This window comes from Lysobacter sp. ISL-50, from assembly GCF_018612875.1.
GTDB lineage: Bacteria > Pseudomonadota > Gammaproteobacteria > Xanthomonadales > Xanthomonadaceae > Lysobacter.
The window spans coordinates 1-22,748 of sequence record NZ_JAGGRI010000049.1; the positions used below are offsets into that span (position 1 = coordinate 1).

Below are 22,748 nucleotides of genomic sequence, written 5' to 3' on the forward strand. Positions count from 1 at the left end.
AAGCTTCCGCCATGGAGCGGCGGGTCACTTTCTTTGTCCAAAGCCACAAAGAAAGTAACCAAAGAAAGGGCTTTAGGCTGTTTCGAATCAAGAGCCACGAGTGCGGTGCTTGCGCAGGCAGGTCCCGCAGTGGGCATCCTGCCCACGGCGGGACCCGGCGCACGTCCATGTGCGCCGCCCTCCGGGTGTCCCTGGTCTCGCGAGTTACTAGCGGCGCCAAGCCAAAGCCAGGGGCAAGGGCAGAGCAAAGCCGGAGCAAAGCCGGAGCAAAGCCTGGAGCCAGGGCCAGATCAAAATCTTGGCAACCGCAACCGCAACCGCAACCGCAACCGCAACCGCAACAGAAAAACGGCTCCGGGCCGGCGCCGCCATGACGGCGAAAGAGCGGCGGCTCGCGGCTGTCCGGCCCCGCCCGGCCAAACCGGGAAAACCAAGACGGATCAAGGTCCTTGCCCACCCCGAACCTCGCCGTTACCCTGGCCCCCCGCGAAAAGGAACACCCGCACGCCTCATGCCCGCTTACTCACGCCCCGTTTTCATCGGTATCAGGGGCGCGTTCGCGCCGCTCGCCGTCGCCCTCGCACTGTGCAGCCTGTCCTCGCCAGCCGCCGCCGTGTCCAAGAAGGACCAGGCCGCGGTCGATGCGCTGACCCAACGCCTGCAATCGGCCGAAACCCGCTACCAGTCGGCCCTGGTCAAGATCCGCAACGCCGATCCGACCGGCCGCCAGGACAGCGACGCCGCGCTGGAGGACATGGAAGACGTGATCGCCGCCTGCCTCAAGCAGAAGGGCTGCCAGGTCAGCACCATGCTGGCCGGCTACAAGCGCCTGCTCAAGGCCAGCGCCGACGCCTCGGCGGTCACGGATGAAGACCCCGACGACAGCGGCCAGCTCGACAGCGACGGACTCGCCGCCGACGTGCCCGAAGCCGCGCGCGCCGCCGCGCTGCTCAGCGACGACGGCCAGCGCTTCGTCAAGATGGTGCAGTACAACCCGGCCGTGCAGGCCGGCATCAAGCGCTGGCTGACCGATCTGCGCGGCCCGCTGATGCAGAGCTACGACAACTATCAGTACATGCGTTCGATGATGTGGCCGTCGTTCGAACGCGAAGGCCTGCCCGAAGCGCTGCTGTTCGGCATCATGGCGAAGGAATCCAACGGCCGCGTGCACGCGACCTCGCGCGCCGGCGCGGCCGGCCCGCTGCAGTTCATGTTCGCCACCGGCAAGCGCTTCGGCCTGGGCGACGACGGCACCGGTTTCGATACCCGTTACGACGCGCGCTCCTCGTCCCAGGCCGCCGCGGAATACCTCAACGAACGCCTGGGCCAGCTCAACAACAGCATCGAAATGTCGCTGGCCGCCTACAACGGCGGCGAAGGCCGCGCGCTGCGCATCAACAACGCCAGCGGCGGACGCAATTTCTGGGACGAGTCGGTCTACAACCAGTTCCCGGCCGAAACCCGCGACTACGTGCCGATGGTGATCGCCGCGGCCTGGCTGTTCCTGCACCCGCGCGAATACGGCCTGCGTTTTCCCAAGGTGGACAACAAGCCGGCGACGCTGCGCCTGAGCAAGGCCAGCTCGATCTACGAGCTGACCATCTGCATGGGCAGCAGCGGCAGCCGCGACGGCTACATGCGCGCGCTGCGCAACCTCAACCCGCGCTATCAGGCCGACAGCTATCTGTCCGCCGGCACCACGCTCAACGCCACCACCAGGATGGTCAGCCTGTACAACCGCTGGTGCGTGCAGGGCAAGCGCGCGGAACTGGCGCACACGCTGATCATGAGCGATCCCAACAGCGCGATCGTGCGCACCGGTCCGCTGACCGTGGTGCCGATGGAAGGCACGGGCGAAGACGGCACGGTGCCGGTCACCATCGCCACCGGCGTGCCGGCCACGCTTGCCGCCGGCAAGCCCGCCGCGGCCAGACCCGAGGCGAAGAAGCGCGCCGTCCCGCGCGATTACAAGGTCCAGCGCGGCGAAACCCTGACCGACGTGGCGCGCAAGTTCTCCTGCGATACCAAGCAACTGGGCAAGGCCAACGGCATCAAGCCGCCGCGTTATGTTGTCAAGCCGGGGCAGCGGATCAAGTTGAACGGTTGCGGCGACTGATCTCGGCGAAGCCGCCCACGCGCATCGAAGCGCGGCGAACCGGCCGGTTCGCCGCTGAAGCAGGCCGCACGAGCGAGGATGCATGACGGCGAACACGCAAGCCCCGGCATCCGCACCGCGCGCCTGGATCGCCGCGATCGCCGTGTCCGCGATCCTGGCCATCGCCGGCGCCTACTTCGCGCCGTGGCTGCATTACCTGTTCAAGCCGCTGACCACGCTGCTGATCGCGGCGATGGTCTGGCGCTACGGCGGCGACGCCGAGCCCGGTTACCGCCGCGCGATCCTGATCGGCCTGTTGCTTTCGGCCTGCGGCGACGTGTTCCTGATGTTGCCTGGGGATTGGTTCGTATTCGGCCTGGGCTCGTTCCTGTGCGCGCACCTGGCGTATCTGGCGGGCTTGTGCGGACGCGCGCGCCTGTTCGCGGTCGCGTGGCCCTTGCCGGCCTATGCCGCGCTCGCCGCCGGCGTGCTGGCGATCCTGTGGCCGCATTTGCCGGGCGCGCTGCGCATTCCGGTAGTCGTCTACGTCGTCGTACTCGCGACGATGGCGGCGCAGGCGGCGGTGGTATGGCGGCGCTGGCCGGTGCCGGCGACCGCCCTGGCCGCGTTGGGCGGAGCCTTCTTCGTCGCCTCCGACGCCACCCTGGCGATCGACCGTTTCGCCGCGCCGTTCGGTGCGGCGTCGCTGGCGGTGCTGGCGACGTATTGGATCGCGCAGACTTTGATCGGCTTGTCGGTGAGGCGGCTGAGTTAGGTCATTAACTACTCGACCCGACTCTTGGGAATGCGCTCAGTCTGATTTACTCGTGTCCAATCGCGTGGTAAATCAGTCGCATGCAATTCCTCAGGAGCCACGCCATGGCAACAGGACGTAATCGCGCCATTTTTTTCGTCCCCTTAGCAGTCGTATTGAGCGCCTGCGCAACCGCAGGCACTCCGAATTTCGCGGGGCAGTGGGGCTATCGGCAGACCTGCGGCTGGAACCACTCGGCCAATCTCGAACTGAGCAGCACTGGGAAGTCGTACACCGGTAGCTGGGACGACGGTACCCGTGTGCGCGGCGACAACGGACAACTGCGCGGCGAAGTGCAGGGCGACCGGTTGATGCTGCGCTTTTGTACTCAGACCTCAGACCAGCCTTGCAGCGATTTCGATCAGATCGATGGCTACGCGGTTCGCAAGGGAGCGGCCTTGCATTGGTATCGAAAGAGCGGCGACGGCTACTCGCCTTATCTGGTATTGCAGCAGGCCAAGGCAGGCAAGCAGGTGCCGGCCGACAATCAGTGCGATGACGAAGAGCCCAAGGACGACGTGGCGCCGGAGCGCTGAGTCCGATAGCTCATGATTTTTGCAGCAAGGAAGCGAGACGATGAATCAGCCAGTGCCAGCCGCCGCGCAAACGCGCGTGATGACCGACGACGAGCGTCGCGCCATCGCTTACTTCGCCATCGGCGTGGGCTCGGAAGGCAGTATCGCCGGACGCGATGTATCCAATCACCTGTCCTTTGCCGGCAACACCCGTAACGGTGTAATGACGCCGGTGGGCAACAGCGGTTATTCGATCGGAACCCTGCAGACCGATTTGGGACAGCATCCGGAAGTAGTGCCGTCCCTGGTCGATGCTTATCAGGATTGGGCGCGGTTGCAGCAACCCGAGCGGACGCTGACAGCGGCTCAACGTACCCAGGCCATCGCCGATCTCAGCCGCAACGGGAACACGATCACGACGCAGGGCGGCCGCCCGATGGATGCGGGTGTCGAGGCCAATCTCAACGAGTTTCTGCGCTCCGACGCCGGCGTGACGTATATCCACAACCGCGACGTTGCCCAGGTCGATGAGTTGGTCGGCGGCATCATGCCCCGAATCGCCCAGACGGCGGCCTACCGCAACGCCAGCGCCGACGATCAGGTGCGGTTGACCGCCATGGTCACCAAGGTGCAGAACCAGAGCGGCGACAATTGGACGCCCAGGTTATTGCGCGACATGGACAACGGCACGCTCAACAACGTGGCCGATGTCAGCGGCGCGATCGATCGTCTGTTGCCGCGCACCAGTGGCGATCGCGATTACATGGAAACCGGCCGCGACGCGACCTTGCAAGGCGCCGAGGTCCTTATCGGATTGCGCAATGCCGATTCGCGCAGCCCCCTGCATCAGACTTGGCAGGATGTGGTCGCCAATCCTTTGATCAATCCCAGCCAGACCGGACAGGATGCGGCCCGGCCGCAACTGCCTGCCGAATACGGCACTGTGAAAAATCTGTTTCTGCAGAAGAACGAAGCTCCGCAGCTCATTCATGCATTGGATCAGGGCGGCAGTTACGCCTACGGGCGCCCACGCCCGGAGGGGCAGGGCCGGGCAACTGCCGGTCTGTATGCGTCAGGTAACGATTTTGTGGTCTGGAATCGCGACGGCAGCGGCCATTCCAATATCGGTGGCGCTTGGGCCGAGGTACACCGTAACGATCTGACGCGCATTCGCAATCGCGACGGAACCACTGACCTGGACATCGTTCGCGATGGCCAGCCACCGCAGCGTTTGCTGCATGTGGATCCGCAAGCGCCACCGTTGCGCACCACGCCGGACCCGGGTGTCCCGGCCGCCGCGCCGCAGGCGCCGGATGCATCCGTGCCCAACGCTCCGGCTACGTCGGCGCCAACGGTTCCCGCGCAGGGCGCGGTGCCGGATCGAGCCGCCTACGAATATCCTTTGCAAGAACAAGCACGCGCGGCGGTAGCCCGATTGGACGCGCAGTTCGGTCGAACTCCGGACCAATTCAGCGAATGCATGAGCCAGAGCTTGGCGTGCCTGGCCCGGGAGAATAATTTTTCCCGCATCGACGGGGTGTTTTTGAGCCAAGCCAGCGGGACCGCCATGGCCGGGCAGAACGTATTCGTGACGCAAGGCGATCCTGGGGATCCGGCCGGTTTGCGCGCCTATACGCCGACCGCTCAGGCAGTCGGTACTCCAGTGCAGGAATCGCAGCAGCGGTTTGCCGATCTGAACGAGCAGCAAGCCGCGCAGCAACGCGAATCGCAGGCCCAGCAGCAAGCGCAGGCATCGCCGGTTCGCGGCGGTCCTTGAGCGGTTAAGCCATCAGCCGCAGCTCGCACTTACTTCGTGCCCGAAGCCTGCCGCTCGGCTTCGGCCGGTTTGTCCTGCGCCGGCTCAGCCTTCGGCAACGCCTCCGCCGGCATCACCGCCTCGCGCGCCTTGTTCCACCAGCTGCCCGCCACTTCGCGCGCCTTGCCGGCGCCGCTGCTCACCGAATCGTTCAAGGGCTTCCAGGCCTGTTGCTCGGCGAAGCGCGCGGTGGTCTTCAGCACGTCGGGGCCTTGTTGCTTGATCGCTTCCCAGGTCAGCACCGCGACCAGGCGCGGCATGAAGGCGAAGGAATCGACATCGCCGCCCTTGGCTTCGATCTTGGCGATGAACCGCGCCAGTTCCGCGCGCACTTCCGGCGGCGCGGTCGGGTCCTGGCTCATGTGCTTGAGCACGACCAGGCCGTCGCCGGTGCGGCCTTCCTTGAAGGCGATGCCGGCGCGCGGCAGGTCGCTCATCCACGGCTGCCCGAGCAATTGCGCGAGCGCGTCGATATGCAGTTGCGCGCGGTCCCAACGCTCTTCGCTGACCGCCAGATAGGCCAGGGTGACGTGCAGGATCATCACCTGTTCGGCCGGTGCATTGTCCTGGCCGGCTTGCCTGGGCGCGGCCCAGGCTTTGTCGCTTTCGGCCTGCGCCAGTTGCGGCCATTCCTGGCGGCGGAAGACGACCGAACGCAGCGAATTGGCGGCGACGCGGTCGAACGGCTCGCAATCGCCGGCCTCGACGATGTCGCTTTCGGCCAGGGCGATGGTGCTCTTGTCGGCGATCAGGGCGCCGTAGGCCAGCAGCACGTGCATGACGCAGGTGTCGGCCTCGCTGAACTCCACCGGCGGCGTCTGGCCGCTCCATTGCGCGCCCTTGCGATACGCGGCGATGGCGGTGGGCATGCCGTTTTCGGACACGCGCCGGTATTGGCTGTAGGCCAGGCCGTCGCGCAAGTCGGCCAGTTGTTCGGTTTCGCTCTTGTCGCCGCAGCCGCTGAGCGTGGCGGCCAGCACGGCCAGCGACAGGGCCCGGCGCAGCGCCGGGCGTAACAGGATTCGCATGATTCCCCTCCGTGGGTGCAGTGGCGCGGTCAGCCGCCGCGCCGTGCCAGTGCCTGTCCCAGTCGCACCGCGGTCTCGGCGCTCAAGCCCTCGTCCAGCGCGGCCACGCCCGGCGGCAGCAGCACGATCACGGTCGAGCCGTAGTTGAAGCGCGCCATCTCGGCGAAGCGATCGAGCTTGATGCCCTTGCCGCGATAGTCCTTGGTGGTGACCGCGTCGGCGTAGCGCGGAATCTCCACGCCGCTCCAGACCGTTTCCACGCCCGACACCAGCAGCGCGCCGACCATCACCATCGCCATCGGCCCGAACTCGGTATCGAAATGGCAGACCAGTCGCTCGTTGCGCGCGAACAAGCGCGGCACGTTGCGCACCGCATCCGGGCCGACGCTGAAGAGGCGGCCCGGCACGTGCACGGTTTCGCGCAGCGTTCCGGCCCAGGGCATGTGCACGCGGTGATAGTCCTTTGGCGACAGGTACACGGTGGCGAACACGCCGTCGTTGAACGGCGCCGCCGCGGTGGCGTCGCCGCCGAGCAGTTCGGTCGCGGTGAACGACTGGCCCTTGGCCTGGAAGATGTCGCCGGCGCGGATCGGCCCGCATTGGCTGATGCGGCCGTCGGCCGGCATCAGCAGCGTGCGCGGGTCCGGATCGGCCACGCGCGCGCCAGGGTTGAGCGCGCGGGTGAAGAAGGCGTTGAAGGTGGCGTACGAGCGCGGATCGGGATTGGCCGCTTCGGCCAGATTCACGCCGAACTTTTCCGTGACCGTGTCGATCAGCCAGCGGCTGACGCGCGGATCGTCCGAGTACGCCAGCGCGCGCGCCAGCGACGACATGAAGCGGTGCGGCAGGGCGTAGGTGAGGGTGGTGACGAGGCTCACGGAGCGGCCTCCGTCAGCGCCTTCATGTCCTTGGCGATCACGTTCGGATCGAACGGCGGACGCAGCAGGCCGGCCATGCGCCCCTGCGGATCGAGCACGGCCATGCTGGCGCTGTGGTCCATCGTGTATTGGTCGGCCGGCGCACCGTCGGGCGCGGGCACCTTGGCGAAGACCATGCTCAGCGACTTGGCGAAGGCTTCCAGCGCCGGCACGTCGGCGGTGGCGGCCAGGGTGTCCTTGTGGAAGCCGTGCGCGTACTCGCCGATCTTGTCCGGCGTATCGCGCTCGGGATCGACCGACACGAACAGCACGCGCGGGCGGCTGGCTTCGGCGATCGATTCCCAGGACTTCTGCGCCACCGACATCTGCGCCAGCGTGGTTGGGCACACGTCGGGGCAGTGGGTGAAGCCGAGGAAGACCAGGGTCCAGTGGCCCTTGAGCTCGCCGGGAATCAGCTGGGTGCCGTCGGACTGGCGCAGCGAATAGGCGGGCAGGGTGCGCGGCGGGTCGAACAGGCGCACCGCTTCGGTCTGCGGCAGATGCGAGCGCCGGGCCTGACCGAAGTAGTGCTGCGAGGCCCACAGGCCGAGCGCGGCGGCGAGCGCGGCGATGAGGACGATGGCGGTGGTGCGATTGAACATGTCGGTTCCGGTTGTTGCGCCGGGGCATGATACCGGGCGCGGCGGGTGGTGCTGGGCTTGAGGCAAAAGCGAATCCCCCCTGCCCCCCTTTTTCAAAGGGGGGAGTTGTCCTTGGAGGGGCATGGCGGCCGCAGCCGCGCGCCGCCCCAAGTCAACGCCCCCAGCCGAAGGATTCCCCCCTTTGAAAAAGGGGGGCAGGGGGGATTTGCTCCTGCCCCAAACCCCCAATTCACCTCTCCGGCTATACTGCGCCCCTTGTTTCGCCCTGGACCCGCCGTGCCCGCTCCCGTTTCCTTCGAACCGCTGGCCCTCGTCGACCTGATCCGTTACGGCGCCAGCCGCTTCAACGCGGCCGGGCTGACCTTCGGCCACAGTTACGACAACGCGCTGGACGAGGCGACCCAACTGGTCCTGCACGCGCTGCATCTGCCGCACGACCTCAGCCCGGTCTACGGCCAGGGCAAGGTCACCAGCGAGGAAAAGGACGCGATCCTGGCGCTGTTCGAACGCCGCGTCGCCGAGCGCATTCCGGCCGCCTATCTGACCGGCGAAGCCTGGTTCGCCGGCCTGAGCTTCAAGAGCGACCGCCGCGCCCTGGTGCCGCGTTCGCCGATCGCGGAACTGATCGAATCGGGCTTCGAGCCCTGGCTCGGCGGCCGCGAAATCGGGCGCGCGCTGGACCTGTGCACCGGTTCGGGCTGCATCGCCATCGCCACCGCGCATTACCACCCGGATTGGGACGTGATCGGCGCGGACATCAACGACGACGCCCTGTCGCTGGCGGCCGAGAACAAGGCGCGCCTGCACGCGGACAACGTCGAACTGCGCAAGTCCGACCTGTTCCAGGGCCTGCAGGGCGAGGTCTTCGACCTGATCGTGACCAATCCGCCTTACGTCACCAACGATGAAACCGACGCGCTGCCGAAGGAATATTCCTTCGAGCCCGAACTGGGCCTGCGCGCCGGCGACGATGGCCTGGACCTGGCGCTGAAGATCCTGCGCGACGCGCCGGAGCATCTGAGCGAGGAAGGCGTGCTGATCTGCGAAGTCGGCGAGGCCGAGCGCGCGCTGGTCGAACTGCTGCCGCAATTGCCGCTGGCTTGGGTCGAGTTCAAGGTCGGTCAGATGGGCATCTTCGTGGTCGAGCGCCACGATCTGGTCGAACACCGCGACGAAATCAAACGGCTCGCCGACGCGCGAGCCTGAGTCACGCGCGTCGGCGGCCGGTAGCGAAGGCGGAATCCCGTTCTTCGCAGCGCCGCGTGCAGCGCCGACCCGTCGGCGCCGCGTCCACGGCGCCAAGCCAGCCGGAACTTACCCGCAACAAGTGGTAAGCGCGCCGCGGCATCCTGCACTCCATCGGAAGCCGCGGATCGTCCGGGTCCGTCGCGGCTGCGCGTGCGCCTTCGTTACAGCGGAAACCGGCCGGGTCGGCTATCGTGGACCGGATCGGTGTTTTGCTTGCGCGCTGGCCCTCACCCCAGCCCTCTCCCGCAAGCGGGAGAGGGAGCGGTACGGCCTAGTGTGATGTTACGCAGGTGTGCAGCGCAGTCCGGATGATGCGCCCGGTGCGAACGAGCGCGAAACCTCCCTCTCCCTCTCCCGCTGGCGGGAGAGGGCCGGGGTGAGGGCCGCCGCCAACCGCCCGCACCGGCAAAGGTCCTGAGCCCGCGCCAACGACTCATTTCCGCCCGCAAACGCCGCGTCATACCATCGAAGCGGCGGCATATGCGGCTCAGGCCGCCACGCACTTCATCGGCAGCACACCGGCAACACCGATCATCGCCTTCGCCCAAAACGCCGGAGCACCGGCACGCACCAGGAACCCCGCAGTGGCCAGCAACAGCTTCGGAACCCTCTTCACCGTGACCACTTTCGGCGAAAGCCACGGCCCGGCGATCGGCTGCGTGGTCGATGGCTGCCCGCCCGGATTGGCGATCGCGCCGGAAGATTTCCGCCACGACCTCGACCGCCGCGCCACCGGCAAGACCCGCCACACCTCGGCGCGGCGCGAGGCCGACGACATCGAAATCCTCAGCGGCGTCTATCAGGGCCTGACCACCGGCACCCCGATCGCGCTGCTGATCCGCAACACCGATGCGCGCAGCAAGGATTACGGCGCCATCGCCGAGCAGTTCCGTCCCGGCCACGCCGATTACAGCTACTGGCAGAAGTACGGCCTGCGCGATCCGCGCGGTGGCGGACGCTCGTCGGCGCGCGAGACCACGATGCGCGTGGCCGCCGGGGTGATCGCCAAGAAGTGGCTGGCCGAACGCTACAGCGTGACGGTGCGCGGTTTCATGTCGCAGATCGGCGAAATCGTGCCGAACGGCTACGACCTGTCGGTGGTGGAGGGCAACCCGTTCTTTTGGCCCCACGCCGCCCAGGTCGGCGAGCTGGAAACCTACATGGACGCGCTGCGCAAGTCCGGCGACTCGGTCGGCGCGCGCGTGGACGTGGTCGCCGACAACGTGCCGCCGGGCTGGGGCGAACCGATCTACGGCAAGCTCGACGGCGAACTCGCCGCCGCGCTGATGAGCATCAACGCGGTCAAGGGCGTGGAAATCGGCGACGGTTTCGCCGCGGTCGCGCAAAAGGGCAGCGAGCATCGCGACGAACTGTCGCGCGCCGGCTTCGCCAGCAATCACGCCGGCGGCATCCTCGGCGGCATCAGCACCGGCCAGCAACTGCGTTGCTCGACCGCGTTCAAGCCGACCTCCAGCCTGCGCCTGCCGGGCCGCAGCGTGGATATCCACGGCAACGAAGTCGACGTAGTCACCACCGGCCGCCACGATCCCTGCGTCGGCATCCGCGCCACGCCGATCTGCGAGGCCATGGTCGCGCTGGTGCTGATCGACCAGGCGCTGCGCCATCGCGCCCAGTGCGGCGATGTCGGCACGGTGACCCCGCGCATTCCCGCCGCGCCGCGGTTCGACGGCGATGTCTGAGCGGCCACGCGTGTGGGTGTCGCAGCCGTTGTTCGACGACATCGTCGGACGGCTTGCGGAGTATTTCGAAGTCGACGCCACCACGGCGGTGACCCAGCATTCGCCCGAGGCGGCGAACGCCGCCCTGCGCGAAGCCGACGGCGCCCTGGTCACGCTCAACGATTCGATCGGCGCGGCCCAGATCGCCGGCGCCGCGAAGCTGCGCGTGATCGCCAATGTCGGCGTGGGCTACAACAATCTCGACCTGCCGGCGCTGAGCGCGGCCGGCATCCTCGCCAGCAACACGCCCGACGTGCTGACTCAAACCACCGCCGATTTCGGCTGGGCGCTGATGATGGCGACCGCGCGCCGGATCAGCGAGGCCGAGCGCTGGTTGCGCGAAGGCCACTGGCAGCGCTGGAGTTTCGATTCGCTGCTCGGCGGCGACGTGCACGGCGCCACGCTCGGCATCCTCGGCATGGGCCGGATCGGCCAGGCCATCGCGCGGCGCGCGACCGGGTTCGGCATGCGCACGCTGTATCACAACCGCAGCCGCCTGCCCGAGACGGTGGAGCGCGAATGCGCGGCGAGCTACGTCGGTTTCGACGATCTGCTGGGCCGCGCCGATCACCTGATCCTGGTGCTGCCGTATTCGCCGCAATCGCATCACCTCATCGACGCGGCGGCGCTGGCCAGGATGCAGCCGCATGCCACGCTGACCAATATCGCGCGCGGCGGCATCATCGACGAAGACGCGCTGTGCGATGCCCTGGAGCACGGACGCTTGGCGGCGGCCGGTCTGGATGTCTTTGAGGACGAGCCCAGGCTCAATCCACGCCTGCTGCAACAGCGCCGGGTGGTGCTGACCCCGCATATCGCCAGCGGCAGTCTGGCCACGCGCCGGGCGATGGTGTCGCTGGCGGTGGACAATCTGATCGCGGCCCTGGGGCATGGGCCCGATGCGGGACGTCCTGCGTCGCTGTTGAATGCCGATCAGGTTGCTGTAACGAAGCGGAGCGGAGCATGAGCCGCTCCGAGGTTTTTTTGTGAGGTCTGTTGTGGGAGGGGCTTCAGCCCCGATGCTTTTCGGTCAGAGCTCAGGAATTCATTGCAACTGACCGAAAAGCATCGGGGCTGAAGCCCCTCCCACAAAAGACCTCGCGGCGCTGGCGGCAATCGGCCGAAGCCGAGCGACAGTTTTCACGCAACACCCGCCGGAAATGGGTCCGGCGGTCCCCACAAGTCAGGTAACTGAGAACAGATGAACGCCAAGACGTCCTGCAATGTCGCCGTGGTCGGTGCTACCGGCGCGGTCGGTGAAACCATGCTGAAGGTGCTGGCCGAGCGCAAATTTCCGATCGGCCGGCTGCATGTGTTGGCGAGCGAACGCTCGGCGGGAGAGAAACTCGAGTTCGGCGGCAAAACCATCGTGGTCGAGGATCTGGCGAAATTCGATCCGAGCGGCGTGGACATCGCGCTGTTCTCGGCCGGCGGCTCGGTGTCGAAGGAGTACGCGCCCAAGTTCGCCGCGGCCGGCGTGGTGGTGATCGACAACTCCTCCGCGTTCCGCTACGACGACGACGTGCCGCTGGTGGTCAGCGAGGTCAATCCGGACGCGGCCAGGAACCGCCCGCGCGGCATCATCGCCAATCCGAACTGCTCGACCATGCAGATGCTGGTCGCGCTGGCGCCGATCCACCGCAAGGCCAAGATCGAGCGCATCAACGTGGCGACCTACCAGTCGGTGTCCGGCACCGGCCGCCGCGCGCTGGAGGAACTGGGCAAGCAGACCGCGGCGCTGCTGAACTTCCAGCAGGCCAAGGCCGAGGTCTATCCGGTGCAGATCGCCTTCAACGTGATACCGCACGGCGGCGATTTCACCGACAACGGCTACACCACCGAAGAGATGAAGCTGGTCTGGGAGACTCGCAAGATCCTCGGCGACGACAGCATCGGCGTGAACGCGACGGTGGTGCGGGTGCCGGTGTTCTACGGCCACTCCGAGGCGGTGCACATCGAAACCCGCGACAAGCTGTCCGCGGCCGACGCGCGCGCGCTGCTGGAAACCGCGCCGGGCGTGGAAGTGGTGGACGAGCCGGTCAACGGCGGATATCCGACGCCGGTCACGCACGCTTCGGGACAAGATCCCGTTTTCGTCGGCCGCATCCGCGAGGACATTTCGCACCCGCGTGGCCTGTCGTTGTGGGTGGTGTCGGACAACATCCGCAAGGGCGCGGCGACCAATGCCGTGCAGCTGGCGGAGCTGGTCTGGAACGAGCGCTGATCGCGCGGCGCCGCGAGGTCGTATAGAGGTATCGATCGGGCCCCGCGGGGCCCGATCTTCTTTGTGCGGCAGGGGCAGGCGGGCAGGGTGGATCGTCGCCTCGAGGTCTTTTGTAGGAGGGGCTTCAGCCCCGATGCTTTTCGATCCGCTGCCGCGGGTTTACCACTGCTGATCGAAAAGCATCGGGGCTGAAGCCCCTCCTACAAAAGACCTCGAGGCCCACTGAACAACCCGCCATCCAGCCCCCGAACCCCGTCGATTCCGTCATCCATACCGCGTGCCCCCCATCCGACCGCAACGAAAACTTCACTTCGCGTTGCGCATAACTACTCCCGACCGCTAGAGTCGCCGCCTGACGTTGGCAATGGGATCGTCCGTGAGATCAGGTTTCGCACGCACCGCCTTGGCTCTGGCGCTGGCTTTGGCCAGCGGAGCTGCCTGTGCGCTGGGTCTGGGACAGATCGAGGTCAAGTCGCGCTCCGGCCAGCCGCTGCTGGCCGAGATCCCGGTGATCTCCAGCGGCCCGGACGAACTGGCGCAGTTGCGCGCGGGCCTGGCCTCGCCGGAAACCTTCCAGCGCATCGGCCTGGAAGCGCCGCAGGGCATAGTCACCGACCTGCGCTTCACCCTCGCGCTCGACAGCGCCGGCAAGCCGGTGATCCGCGTGACCAGCTCGCAGCCGGTCAACCAGCCGCTGCTGACCTTCCTGATCGAAGTCGATTGGGGCCAGGGCCGCCTGACCCGCGAATACTCGGCCCTGCTCGACGCGCCGCGCACGGTGTCGGCGCCGATGCAGCCGCCGATCCAGGCGCCCAAGGGCGCCGCGCCGAACACCATCGAACGTCCGCTGGAGGCGCCGCTGCCGTTCGGCGCGCAGCCGCAGGCGACCGATCCGCTGTCGGTGGACAACGAACTCGATCGCTACGATCCGGGCAGCGCGGTGCCGGCGCCGTCGGCGTATCCGCCCGACGCGATCGCGGCCCAGCCCGAGCCGGCGCCCGAGCCCGACGTGCTCACCGCCGAGCCCGCGCCGCCTCCGCGCGCGCCGTCCAACACCGGCAGCATCCCGCGCGCGCCGCGCCAGCCGCGTGCGCAGGCCGCCGCGCCGGTCGCCGCCGCCGAGGGCGACATCACCGTCGAACGCGGCCAGACCCTGTCCGGCATCGCCGTGGGCATGGCCGGCGAGCACACGCTCAACCAGACCATGATCGCGCTGCTGCGGGCCAATCCGGAGGCCTTCATCGGCGGCAACATCAACCGGCTGCGGGCCGGCGCGGTGCTGCGCCAGCCGCCGGGCAATCAATTGACCGCGATCGACGCGCGCGAAGCCAGCGAGCTGGTGCGCGTGCAGATCCAGCAATGGCGGCAGGGCGTGGCGAGTCCGGCGGTGCCGCAGCCGATCGCGCTGGAGGCGGACCGCGTCGCCAAGGCGCCGGTGGCTCCGGCGCTGCGCGACGGCTCCGGCCGCAGCAGCGACGCGCGTTTGGAAATCGTTCCGCCGGGCGCCAGTCGCGCGACCCAGGCCGGGGCTCAATCCGGCATCAGCGCCGGAGGCGAGGGCGAGATGGTGCGACAAGAGATGCAGCAGGCCAACGAGACCATCGCCGCGCGCGATCAGGAACTCAGCGAACTCAAGAACAAGGTCGCCGAGCTGGAGAAGTTGCAGAAGGACCAGCAGAAGCTGATCGCGCTCAAGGACAGCGAGCTGGCGGCGACGCAGCAGCATTTGTCCGAACAGCAGGCGCGCGCCGACGGCGGTTCGCCGATGCCGTGGATCTTCGGCGGGCTGGGCGTGCTGGCGCTGCTGGTCGGCGGCTGGGTGCTGAGCCGGCGCGAGCCCAAGCGGCCGGCGTTCCGCGCGCCGGGCCCGGCCAGCGCGGCCTCGTACGGCGGCCGCGACCCGGTCCAGGAGGATCCGGTCGAATCGCTACGCCGCCGGCCCGAGGTCGCGCCGGCGCTGATCGATCCGGTCGCGCAGTTGCTCGCCGAACCAGAATCCAAGCCCGCGCCCGACAGCCAGGACGAAGCGCTGGCGGCGCCGTTCTGGACCGCGCCGGCGGCCGAACAGAACCCGCGCGCGAACGCGCCGACCTGGCATTCGGCCGAGGTCGGCAGCGGGCCGGCGCGCCGTGCCGCGCCGGCCGCTTCCGCGGTCGCGGCGCCGGTCGTGGCCCCGACGGCCGCGATCCCGGTTCCGGTGCAGGCCGTCGCGGTCGAACCGGCCGCGGCCGACGCGCGTGCGGCGGTTACCGCCCAGGCCAGTTCGGCCCCGGGCCAGGAGCGCATCGAGCTGGCTCGCGCCTACCTGGACCTGGGCGATGAAAGCAGCGCGCGCCAGTTGCTCGGCGAGGTGCTGATCAACGGCGACCACGCCGCGCGCCAGCAGGCCGCGCGTCTGCTGCGCGAGCTGGAAGCCTCCAGCTAAAGCGCATCGGTGCGGCGAACGGGCAGGACGGCTGACTCATGGCGGTAGAACAACGCGATTCCATCGCGAACGACGGCGCCGTGCCGGTGCGTCGCTTCGCGCTGGGCGTGGAATACGACGGCGGCGACTACTCCGGCTGGCAGCGCCTGGTGCGTCCGGGCGAGCCCGACCTGCGCGGCGAATCGACCGTGCAGACCACCTTGGAAGACGCGCTGAGCTTCGTCGCCGGCAGCCGGGTCGAGGTCACCTGCGCCGGCCGCACCGATGCCGGCGTCCACGCCTCGTGCCAGGTCGTGCATTTCGACACCCCGGTGGAGCGCGAGCCGCGCGGCTGGGTGCTGGGCACCACCTCGCGCTTGCCGGCGTCGGTGTGCGTGCGCTGGTGCGTGCCGGTCGCGGCCGATTTCCACGCCCGCTTTTCGGCGCGGGCGCGGCGCTACCGTTACCGCATCCTCAACCGCTCGGTGCGGCCGGCCTTGCAGCGGCAATACCTGAGCTGGGAACGGCGCCCGCTCGACGCCGACGCCATGCACCGCGCCGCCCAGGCGCTGCTCGGCGAGCACGATTTCTCCGCGTTCCGCACCGTCCACTGCCAGGCGCCGCACGCGCGCCGCGATCTGCAGCACATCGGCATCCGCCGGGACGGCGACATCGTCGAGATGGAAGTACAGGCGAACGCCTTTCTTCACCACATGGTGCGCAACATTGTCGGAAGCTTGCTGCTGGTCGGCCGCGGCGATCAGCCCGAAGGGTGGATCGCGCAGTTGCTGGCCGGGCGCGACCGTACCGTCGCCGGTCCCACCGCACCGTCGGCGGGTCTGGTGTTCGTGGGGCCGCGTTATCCAGTCGAGTGTCAGTTGCCTGCCGAGGTCAGCCTTTGAATCCGCCCCGCACTTTGTTCCGCACCCGCATCAAATTCTGCGGTTTCACCCGTCCCGGCGACGTGCGCCTGGCTTGCGAGCTGGGCGCGGACGCGATCGGCTTCGTGTTCGCCTCGGGCAGTTCGCGCCGGGTCGCGGCCGAGGAAGCCCGGGCGATGCGCCAGGCCCTGGCGCCGCTGGTCGATGCGGTGGCCTTGTTCAGCGACAACCCGGTCGATGAGGTGCGCGAAGTCGTGCGCCAGGTCCGGCCCAGCCTGCTGCAGTTCCACGGCAACGAGGACGACGCGTTCTGTCGCGGTTTCGGCGTGCCGTATCTCAAGGCGATCCCGATGGGCGGCGAGTTGGCCGACCAGCATCCCTCGGCGCTGCACATGCGCTATCCCGGCGCGGCCGGTTTCCTGTTCGACAGCCACGCCCGCGGCGGCAGCGGCGGCAGCGGCAAGACCTTCGACTGGAAGCGCATTCCGGTGGGCGTGCAAAAGCCGTTCGTGCTGGCCGGCGGCATCACCCCGGACAACGTGTTCGAGGCGATCCAGGCGACCTTGCCCTGGGGCGTGGATGTGTCCAGCGGCATCGAGAGCGCGCCGGGGCTCAAGGACGGCGACAAGATGCGCCATTTCGTCGAGGAAGTGCGGCGGGCGGATTGTCACGTCGATTGAGGGCGCGCGGCGCTTGCCGATAAGAGCAAATCCCCCCTAACCCCCCTTTTTCAAAGGGGGGAACCGCTGCGCGGCGATCGTGGGGTATCGCATCGAAGCGAGTCGGCGCACGCCCTTTCGATCCCACCCGAAGAATTCCCCCCTTTGAAAAAGGGGGGCAGGGGGGATTTGCTTTTACCCACCCGATCACAACAAACCCGCGCCCCCCATTGCGCCATCCCCCGATGCGTACGGTCGCCGCCGCGATGCCCTAAACTCTGCGTTCCGCCGCGCAGCGCGCGACGCCCCTCGCAACGACGCCCAGCCGATGTCCGCCGAACCGATCGCCCAACCCGCCGTCGTCCCGCCAATCGATTTCCACGCCTACCCGGATGCCTCCGGCCATTTCGGCCGCTACGGCGGACGCTTCGTCGCCGAAACCCTGATCGCGCCGATCGAGGAACTGGCCCGCGCCTACGCCGCCGCCCGCGTGGACCCGGCCTTCATCGCCGAATTCGAACGCGACCTGGCCCATTACGTCGGCCGCCCCAGCCCGATCTATCACGCCCAGCGCCTCAGCGACGAAGTCGGCGGCGCGCAGATCCTGCTCAAGCGCGAAGACCTGAACCACACCGGCGCGCACAAGATCAACAACACCATCGGCCAGGCCCTGTTGGCCAGCCGCATGGGCAAGACCCGCATCATCGCCGAGACCGGCGCCGGCCAGCACGGCGTCGCCAGCGCCACCGTGGCCGCGCGCCTGGGCCTGGAATGCGTGGTCTACATGGGCGCGACCGACATCGAGCGGCAGAAGATCAACGTCTACCGCATGAAGCTGCTCGGCGCGACCGTGGTGCCGGTCACCAGCGGTTCGCAGACGCTCAAGGACGCGCTCAACGAAGCGATGCGCGACTGGGTCACCAACGTGCGCGACACCTTCTACATCATCGGCACCGTCGCCGGCCCCGATCCGTATCCGCGCATGGTCCGCGACTTCAACGCCGTGGTCGGGCGTGAGGCGAGAGCGCAGATGCTGGCCGAGTACGGGCGCCTGCCCGATGCGATCACCGCCTGCGTCGGCGGCGGCAGCAACGCCATCGGCCTGTTTCATGCGTTCTTGAACGATCCCTCGGTGCGCATCGTCGGCGCCGAAGCGGCCGGCGACGGTATCGAGACCGGCCGCCACGCCGCCTCGCTCGCCGCCGGACGCCCCGGCGTGCTGCACGGCAACCGCACCTACGTGCTGTGCGACGACGACGGCCAGATCATCGAAACCCATTCGGTCTCCGCCGGCCTGGACTATCCCGGCGTCGGCCCCGAGCACGCGTTCCTGAAAGACACCGGCCGCGCCGAATACGTCGGGGTCACCGACGATGAAGCGCTCGAAGCCTTCCGCACCCTGGCGCGCACCGAAGGCATCCTGGCCGCGCTCGAGTCCAGCCACGCGATCGCCCAGGCGGTCAAGCTGGCGCGGACGATGCCGAAGGACCAGGTGGTGTTGTGCAACCTGTCCGGTCGCGGCGACAAGGATGTGCATACCATCGCCGGTCGCGAGGGTCTGCACTTCTGATCAAACGCTCGCGCGTGCCTTCCCTTCTCCCGCTTGCGGGAGAAGGGGCCCGGAGAGCCTGCCCCCGCGAAGGCGGGGGGCGGATGAGGGAAGCAACGAAGCTGCGATATGCGCATGAGATCGTTGCACCCACTTCGCGTCTTGAACTTCAATCGCTCCGCCGGCCCCTCACCCCAACCCCTCTCCCGCATGCGGGAGAGGGGCTAACAGCAGAAGCTGCATTCGACGCATGAACCGAATCGACGCCAAGTTCCAATCGCTGCAATCGGCCGGCCGCAAGGCGCTGATTCCGTTCCTCACCGCCGGCGATCCCTCGCTGGAGGCGACCGTGCCGGTCATGCACGCGCTGGTCGAAGCCGGTGCCGACGTGATCGAGCTCGGGGTGCCGTTCTCCGATCCGATGGCCGACGGCCCGACCATCCAGCGCAGCTCCGAGCGCGCGATCGCGCGCGGCGCCGGCCTGGGCTGGGTGCTCGACGCGGTGCGCGAATTCCGCGGCCGCGACGCGCAGACGCCGGTGGTGCTGATGGGCTATCTCAATCCCATCGAAATCCGCGGTTCCACGCGCTTCGCCAGCGACGCCGTCGCCGCCGGCGTGGACGGCGTGCTGCTGGTCGATCTGCCGCCGGAAGAAGCCGAAGAGCTGCGCGCGGCCTTCGTCGCCGCCGGACTGGTGCTGATCCTGCTGGCCTCGCCGACCACCACCGAAGAACGCATCGCGCTGCTGTGCGACGACGCCCAGGGCTATCTGTACTACGTCAGCTTCGCCGGCGTGACCGGCGCCGACCGGCTCGACACCGGCGCCGCCAACGATCGCCTGCACCACATCCGCCAGCGCGCCAAGGTGCCGGTGGTGGCCGGCTTCGGTATCAAGGACGCCGCCAGCGCCGCGACCATGGCGCGCGAGGCCGAAGGCGTCGTGGTCGGCAGCGCGCTGGTCGAAGTGCTGGCTCAGGCCGGCACGGCGGACGCCGCCGCGCAGGCCGCGCGCGGCTTCCTGGCGCCGTTGCGCCAGGCGCTGGACGCCGCGGGCTGAACCGCCGCGGCCCCGCTCTCGGCGGGCGTGCCTGAACAGCCGGCGGCAGAGCGCCCGGGCCGCTGCGCTAGACTTCTGAAGTCAGGCCGGTGCCGGCGATGCGCGGCCGCCCCATGACCGATCCACCCTCAGTCAGCCAGAACAGGAAGATTTCAACGCATGTCGTGGCTTAAGAAACTCATGCCGTCGGGCATCCGCACCGAGACGGTCGCGGCCAAGCGGCGCAGCGTCCCCGAAGGCCTGTGGGAGAAGTGCGACCGCTGCGGCGCCGTGCTCTACCGTCCCGAGCTCGAGGAAAATCTCGAGGTCTGCCCGAAGTGCAGCTTCCACATGGCGATCCGCGGCCGGGTGCGCCTGAACGCGCTGTTCGACCCGGGCAGCACGGTCGAGATCGGCGCCGAACTGGGCCCGGTCGACGTGCTCAAGTTCAAGGACCAGAAGAAATACTCCGAACGCATCAAGGCCGCGCAGAAAGCCACCGGCGAGCGCGACGCGCTGATCGCCATGCGCGGCACCATGAAGCAGCGTCCGCTGGTCGCGGCCTCGTTCGACTTCGCCTTCATGGGCGGCTCGATGGGCTCGGTGGTCGGCGAGCGCTTCGCCCTGGGCGCGGAAACCGCGCTGCAGATCGGCAGCCCGTTCGTGTGCTTCTCCGCCAGCGGCGGAGCGCGCATGCAGGAAAGCCTGTTCTCGCTGATGCAGATGGCCAAGACCTCGGCCGCGCTCGGCCGCCTGCGCGCGGCGGGGCTGCCGTACATCTCGGTGATGACCCATCCCACCACCGGCGGCGTATCGGCGTCGTTCGCGATGCTGGGCGACATCAACATGGCCGAGCCCGAAGCGCTGATCGGCTTCGCCGGCCCCCGCGTGATCGAGCAGACCGTGCGCGAGAAGCTGCCGGAAGGTTTCCAGCGCAGCGAATTCCTGGTCGAGCACGGCGCGGTCGATCAGATCTGCGATCGCCGCGAAATGCGCGACCGCCTGTCCCATCTGCTGGCGATGATGATGAAACAGCCGCAGCCGGAGGACGATGTCGAAGCCGCCTGATGGCGGCTTTCGACGGGAATCGGGAATCGGGAATCGGGAATCGGAAAAGCGAAGACGCCGCGTCGTGCGCGCTTTGGCTTTTCCGATTCCCGATTCCCCATTCCCGATTCCCCATTCCCGATTCCCGCGAGGAACTGTGAACTCCGAAGCGCTATGCCGTCTCGTTCAGCCGCGCGGCGGTGTAACACCTACGGCTTGCGGCAAACTCGCGCTGCGGCGATCCCCCGGCGGCAGTGATGCCGCACCACGCCGCACCGCTTCGATTCCCCATTCCCGTTTCCCTATTCCCGAACCCAACACATGACTCGCAAATATTTCGGTACCGACGGCATCCGCGGACGCGTAGGCGAAGGCGCGATTTCCGCCGATTTCGTCCTGCGCCTGGGCAACGCCTACGGCCACGCGCTGACCCGCCGCGGCTGGCGCAACCCGATGGTGATCATCGGCAAGGACACGCGCATCTCGAACTACATGTTCGAAGCCGCGCTGGAAGCCGGCCTGGTCGCCGCCGGCGTGGACGTGCAACTGATGGGGCCGATGCCGACCCCGGCCGTCGCCCATCTCACCCGTTCGCTGCGCGCCGACGGCGGCATCGTGATCTCGGCCTCGCACAACCCGCACTACGACAACGGCATCAAGTTCTTCTCGGCCGAGGGCGAAAAGCTCGACGACGAGACCGAACTGGCGATCGAGGCGGCGCTGGAAGAACCTTTCCGCACCGTCGAATCCGAACGCCTGGGCCGGGCGATCCGCACCCGCGACGCCATCGGCCGTTATCTGGAAGCCTGCAAGGGTTCGGTGTCGCGCGGCTTCGATCTCAGCGGCATGCGCATCGCCCTGGATTGCGCCAACGGCGCGACCTATCAGGTCGGCCCGCTGGTGCTGCGCGAACTGGGTGCGCGCGTCGATGCGATCGGCGTGGACCCCAGCGGCCTCAACATCAACGACGGGGTCGGCTCGACCCATCCGCAGACCCTGGTCGAGCGCGTCCTCGCCACCGGCGCCGATGTCGGCATCGCCTTCGACGGCGACGGCGACCGGGTGTTGTTCGTCGATAGCGAAGGCGCGATCTGCGACGGCGACGATCTGCTCTACATCCTGGCCAACGACTGGAAGAACAGCGGCCGCCTGCAGGGCCCGGTGGTCGGCACGCTGATGACCAACTACGGTCTTGAGCGCGCGTTGGAACAGCGCGGCATCGGCTTCATCCGCGCCAAGGTCGGCGATCGCTACGTGCACCAGCAACTGATCGCGCACGGCGGCGTGCTCGGCGGCGAGGCTTCGGGGCATCTGCTGTGCCTGGACCGCACCAGCACCGGCGACGGCATCGTCAGCGCCTTGCAGGTGCTGGAAGTGCTGGGCCGGCGCGGCGTGTCGCTGCGCCAGGCGCTGGAGGGTTTGAACCGGGTGCCGCAGAAGACCGTCAACGTGCGGTTCGAAGGGCAGTCGAAGCCAACCGAAGTCGAGTCGGTCAAGGCCGCGTTGAAACAAGCCGAAGCCGCGGTAGCCGGCCATGGCCGCGCGTTCCTGCGTCCTTCCGGTACCGAGCCTGTGGTGCGCGTGACCGTCGAAGCCGACGATGCGGCCTTGATGCAGAACACCCTCGACGCCTTGTCCGCGGCGGTACGCGCGGCGGTGTGATCGCGGCGCGTTTTGCGCTGGAACAGACGAAGGCCGCGCAAGCGGCCTTCGTTGTTTTCCATATCCCCATTCGAGCGCCGGTCCTCCCCTAAATCATCGCGTCAAAGTTCCCCCCTTTGAAAAAGGGGGGCTAGGGGGGATTTGCTTTTACGCTCAGATCACCGCGCGGCCAAAGCAAAAGCAAATCCCCCGGCGCCCGCGCATCCGCAAGAAGCAGGCACCCGCAAGCGCCAGCCCCCTTTTTCAAAGGGGGCGAATTGACGCGCCTGTGCGCTTTTCGCGGCGGTCTCGACGCGGGATATTTTCGCCGTATTCGCCGTCTCGATTCGAGCGTTCGGCTTTGACTCCGGCTCCGGCTCTGGCTCTGGCTTGGCGCAGCTACTAACTCGCGAGACCAGGGACACCCAGAGGGCGGCGCACATGGACGTGCGCCGGGTCCCGCCGTGGGCAGGATGCCCACTGCGGGACCTGCCTGCGTCGGCATCGCACTCGTGGCTCTTGATTCGAAACAG

At 67.9% G+C, this 22,748-nt stretch carries 18 protein-coding genes; 15 read left to right on the forward strand and 3 right to left on the reverse strand.

Annotated elements, in window-relative coordinates; genetic code table 11:
* Positions 1 to 511: 511 nt before the first annotated feature.
* The 4 genes from J7J50_RS22270 to J7J50_RS22285 all read left to right on the forward strand — a co-directional run bounded on the left by J7J50_RS22270 (position 512) and on the right by J7J50_RS22285 (position 5,201).
* Positions 512 to 2,116 carry a transglycosylase SLT domain-containing protein gene (locus J7J50_RS22270; RefSeq protein WP_215063491.1) on the forward strand — a complete coding sequence of 535 codons (1,605 nt, stop codon included), beginning with the start codon at positions 512 to 514 and terminating at the stop codon, positions 2,114 to 2,116.
* 82 nt (positions 2,117 to 2,198) lie between these two features.
* Positions 2,199 to 2,870 (forward strand): lysoplasmalogenase, encoded by a 672-nt coding sequence (locus J7J50_RS22275; protein ID WP_215063489.1) that lies wholly within the window; start codon positions 2,199 to 2,201, stop codon positions 2,868 to 2,870.
* Between the two features lie 104 nt (positions 2,871 to 2,974).
* Positions 2,975 to 3,445: a hypothetical protein gene (locus J7J50_RS22280; protein ID WP_215059191.1), complete on the forward strand. Its 471-nt coding sequence runs from the start codon at positions 2,975 to 2,977 to the stop codon at positions 3,443 to 3,445.
* A gap of 40 nt (positions 3,446 to 3,485) precedes the next feature.
* The gene (locus J7J50_RS22285) at positions 3,486 to 5,201 is read left to right on the forward strand and encodes an XVIPCD domain-containing protein (protein WP_215059189.1); all 1,716 of its coding nucleotides are present in this window, start codon (positions 3,486 to 3,488) and stop codon (positions 5,199 to 5,201) included.
* A 29-nt stretch (positions 5,202 to 5,230) separates the two neighbouring features.
* On the opposite strand, the gene J7J50_RS22290 is transcribed toward J7J50_RS22285, so the two are convergent.
* The 3 genes from J7J50_RS22290 to J7J50_RS22300 are packed head-to-tail and all read right to left on the reverse strand — an operon-like array spanning position 5,231 to position 7,787.
* On the reverse strand, positions 5,231 to 6,268 hold the full coding sequence (locus J7J50_RS22290) for a hypothetical protein (RefSeq protein WP_215059187.1): 1,038 nt from the start codon (positions 6,266 to 6,268) through the stop codon (positions 5,231 to 5,233).
* A 29-nt stretch (positions 6,269 to 6,297) separates the two neighbouring features.
* A complete protein-coding gene (asd, locus tag J7J50_RS22295) occupies positions 6,298 to 7,146 on the reverse strand; it encodes an archaetidylserine decarboxylase (protein ID WP_215063487.1) in 849 nt (282 codons plus the stop codon).
* A complete protein-coding gene (locus tag J7J50_RS22300; RefSeq protein ID WP_215063486.1) occupies positions 7,143 to 7,787 on the reverse strand; it encodes an SCO family protein in 645 nt (214 codons plus the stop codon). The genes asd and J7J50_RS22300 overlap by 4 nt, the downstream gene beginning before the upstream one ends.
* 276 nt (positions 7,788 to 8,063) lie before the next feature.
* Between J7J50_RS22300 and prmB the strand changes: the two genes are divergently transcribed.
* From prmB to glmM, 11 genes are all read left to right on the forward strand, one after another.
* A complete protein-coding gene (gene prmB / locus J7J50_RS22305; RefSeq protein ID WP_215056203.1) occupies positions 8,064 to 8,993 on the forward strand; it encodes a 50S ribosomal protein L3 N(5)-glutamine methyltransferase in 930 nt (309 codons plus the stop codon).
* Positions 8,994 to 9,619: 626 nt separating this feature from the next.
* The gene (gene aroC / locus J7J50_RS22310) at positions 9,620 to 10,735 is read left to right on the forward strand and encodes a chorismate synthase (protein WP_215056204.1); all 1,116 of its coding nucleotides are present in this window, start codon (positions 9,620 to 9,622) and stop codon (positions 10,733 to 10,735) included.
* Positions 10,728 to 11,741 carry a D-glycerate dehydrogenase gene (locus tag J7J50_RS22315; protein WP_215056205.1) on the forward strand — a complete coding sequence of 338 codons (1,014 nt, stop codon included), beginning with the start codon at positions 10,728 to 10,730 and terminating at the stop codon, positions 11,739 to 11,741. The genes aroC and J7J50_RS22315 overlap by 8 nt, the downstream gene beginning before the upstream one ends.
* Positions 11,742 to 11,975: 234 nt before the next feature.
* On the forward strand, positions 11,976 to 12,998 hold the full coding sequence (locus J7J50_RS22320) for an aspartate-semialdehyde dehydrogenase (protein ID WP_215056206.1): 1,023 nt from the start codon (positions 11,976 to 11,978) through the stop codon (positions 12,996 to 12,998).
* Between the two features lie 376 nt (positions 12,999 to 13,374).
* Entirely contained in the window at positions 13,375 to 15,423 is a 2,049-nt protein-coding gene (locus J7J50_RS22325) for a FimV/HubP family polar landmark protein (RefSeq protein ID WP_215097567.1), read from the forward strand.
* A gap of 38 nt (positions 15,424 to 15,461) precedes the next feature.
* A complete protein-coding gene (gene truA / locus J7J50_RS22330; protein WP_215060958.1) occupies positions 15,462 to 16,304 on the forward strand; it encodes a tRNA pseudouridine(38-40) synthase TruA in 843 nt (280 codons plus the stop codon).
* Positions 16,301 to 16,963, forward strand: coding sequence for a phosphoribosylanthranilate isomerase (locus tag J7J50_RS22335; RefSeq protein WP_057942695.1), 663 nt, complete (start codon positions 16,301 to 16,303; stop codon positions 16,961 to 16,963). The genes truA and J7J50_RS22335 overlap by 4 nt, the downstream gene beginning before the upstream one ends.
* A gap of 307 nt (positions 16,964 to 17,270) precedes the next feature.
* The gene (gene trpB, locus J7J50_RS22340) at positions 17,271 to 18,512 is read left to right on the forward strand and encodes a tryptophan synthase subunit beta (RefSeq protein WP_215060960.1); all 1,242 of its coding nucleotides are present in this window, start codon (positions 17,271 to 17,273) and stop codon (positions 18,510 to 18,512) included.
* Between the two features lie 229 nt (positions 18,513 to 18,741).
* Positions 18,742 to 19,548, forward strand: a complete 807-nt coding sequence (trpA, locus tag J7J50_RS22345; RefSeq protein WP_215060962.1) for a tryptophan synthase subunit alpha — start codon at positions 18,742 to 18,744, stop codon at positions 19,546 to 19,548.
* Positions 19,549 to 19,707: 159 nt separating this feature from the next.
* Entirely contained in the window at positions 19,708 to 20,595 is an 888-nt protein-coding gene (gene accD / locus J7J50_RS22350; protein WP_215060964.1) for an acetyl-CoA carboxylase, carboxyltransferase subunit beta, read from the forward strand.
* Between the two features lie 300 nt (positions 20,596 to 20,895).
* Positions 20,896 to 22,236, forward strand: coding sequence for a phosphoglucosamine mutase (gene glmM / locus J7J50_RS22355; protein ID WP_215060966.1), 1,341 nt, complete (start codon positions 20,896 to 20,898; stop codon positions 22,234 to 22,236).
* The last annotated feature ends 512 nt before the right edge of the window (positions 22,237 to 22,748 follow it).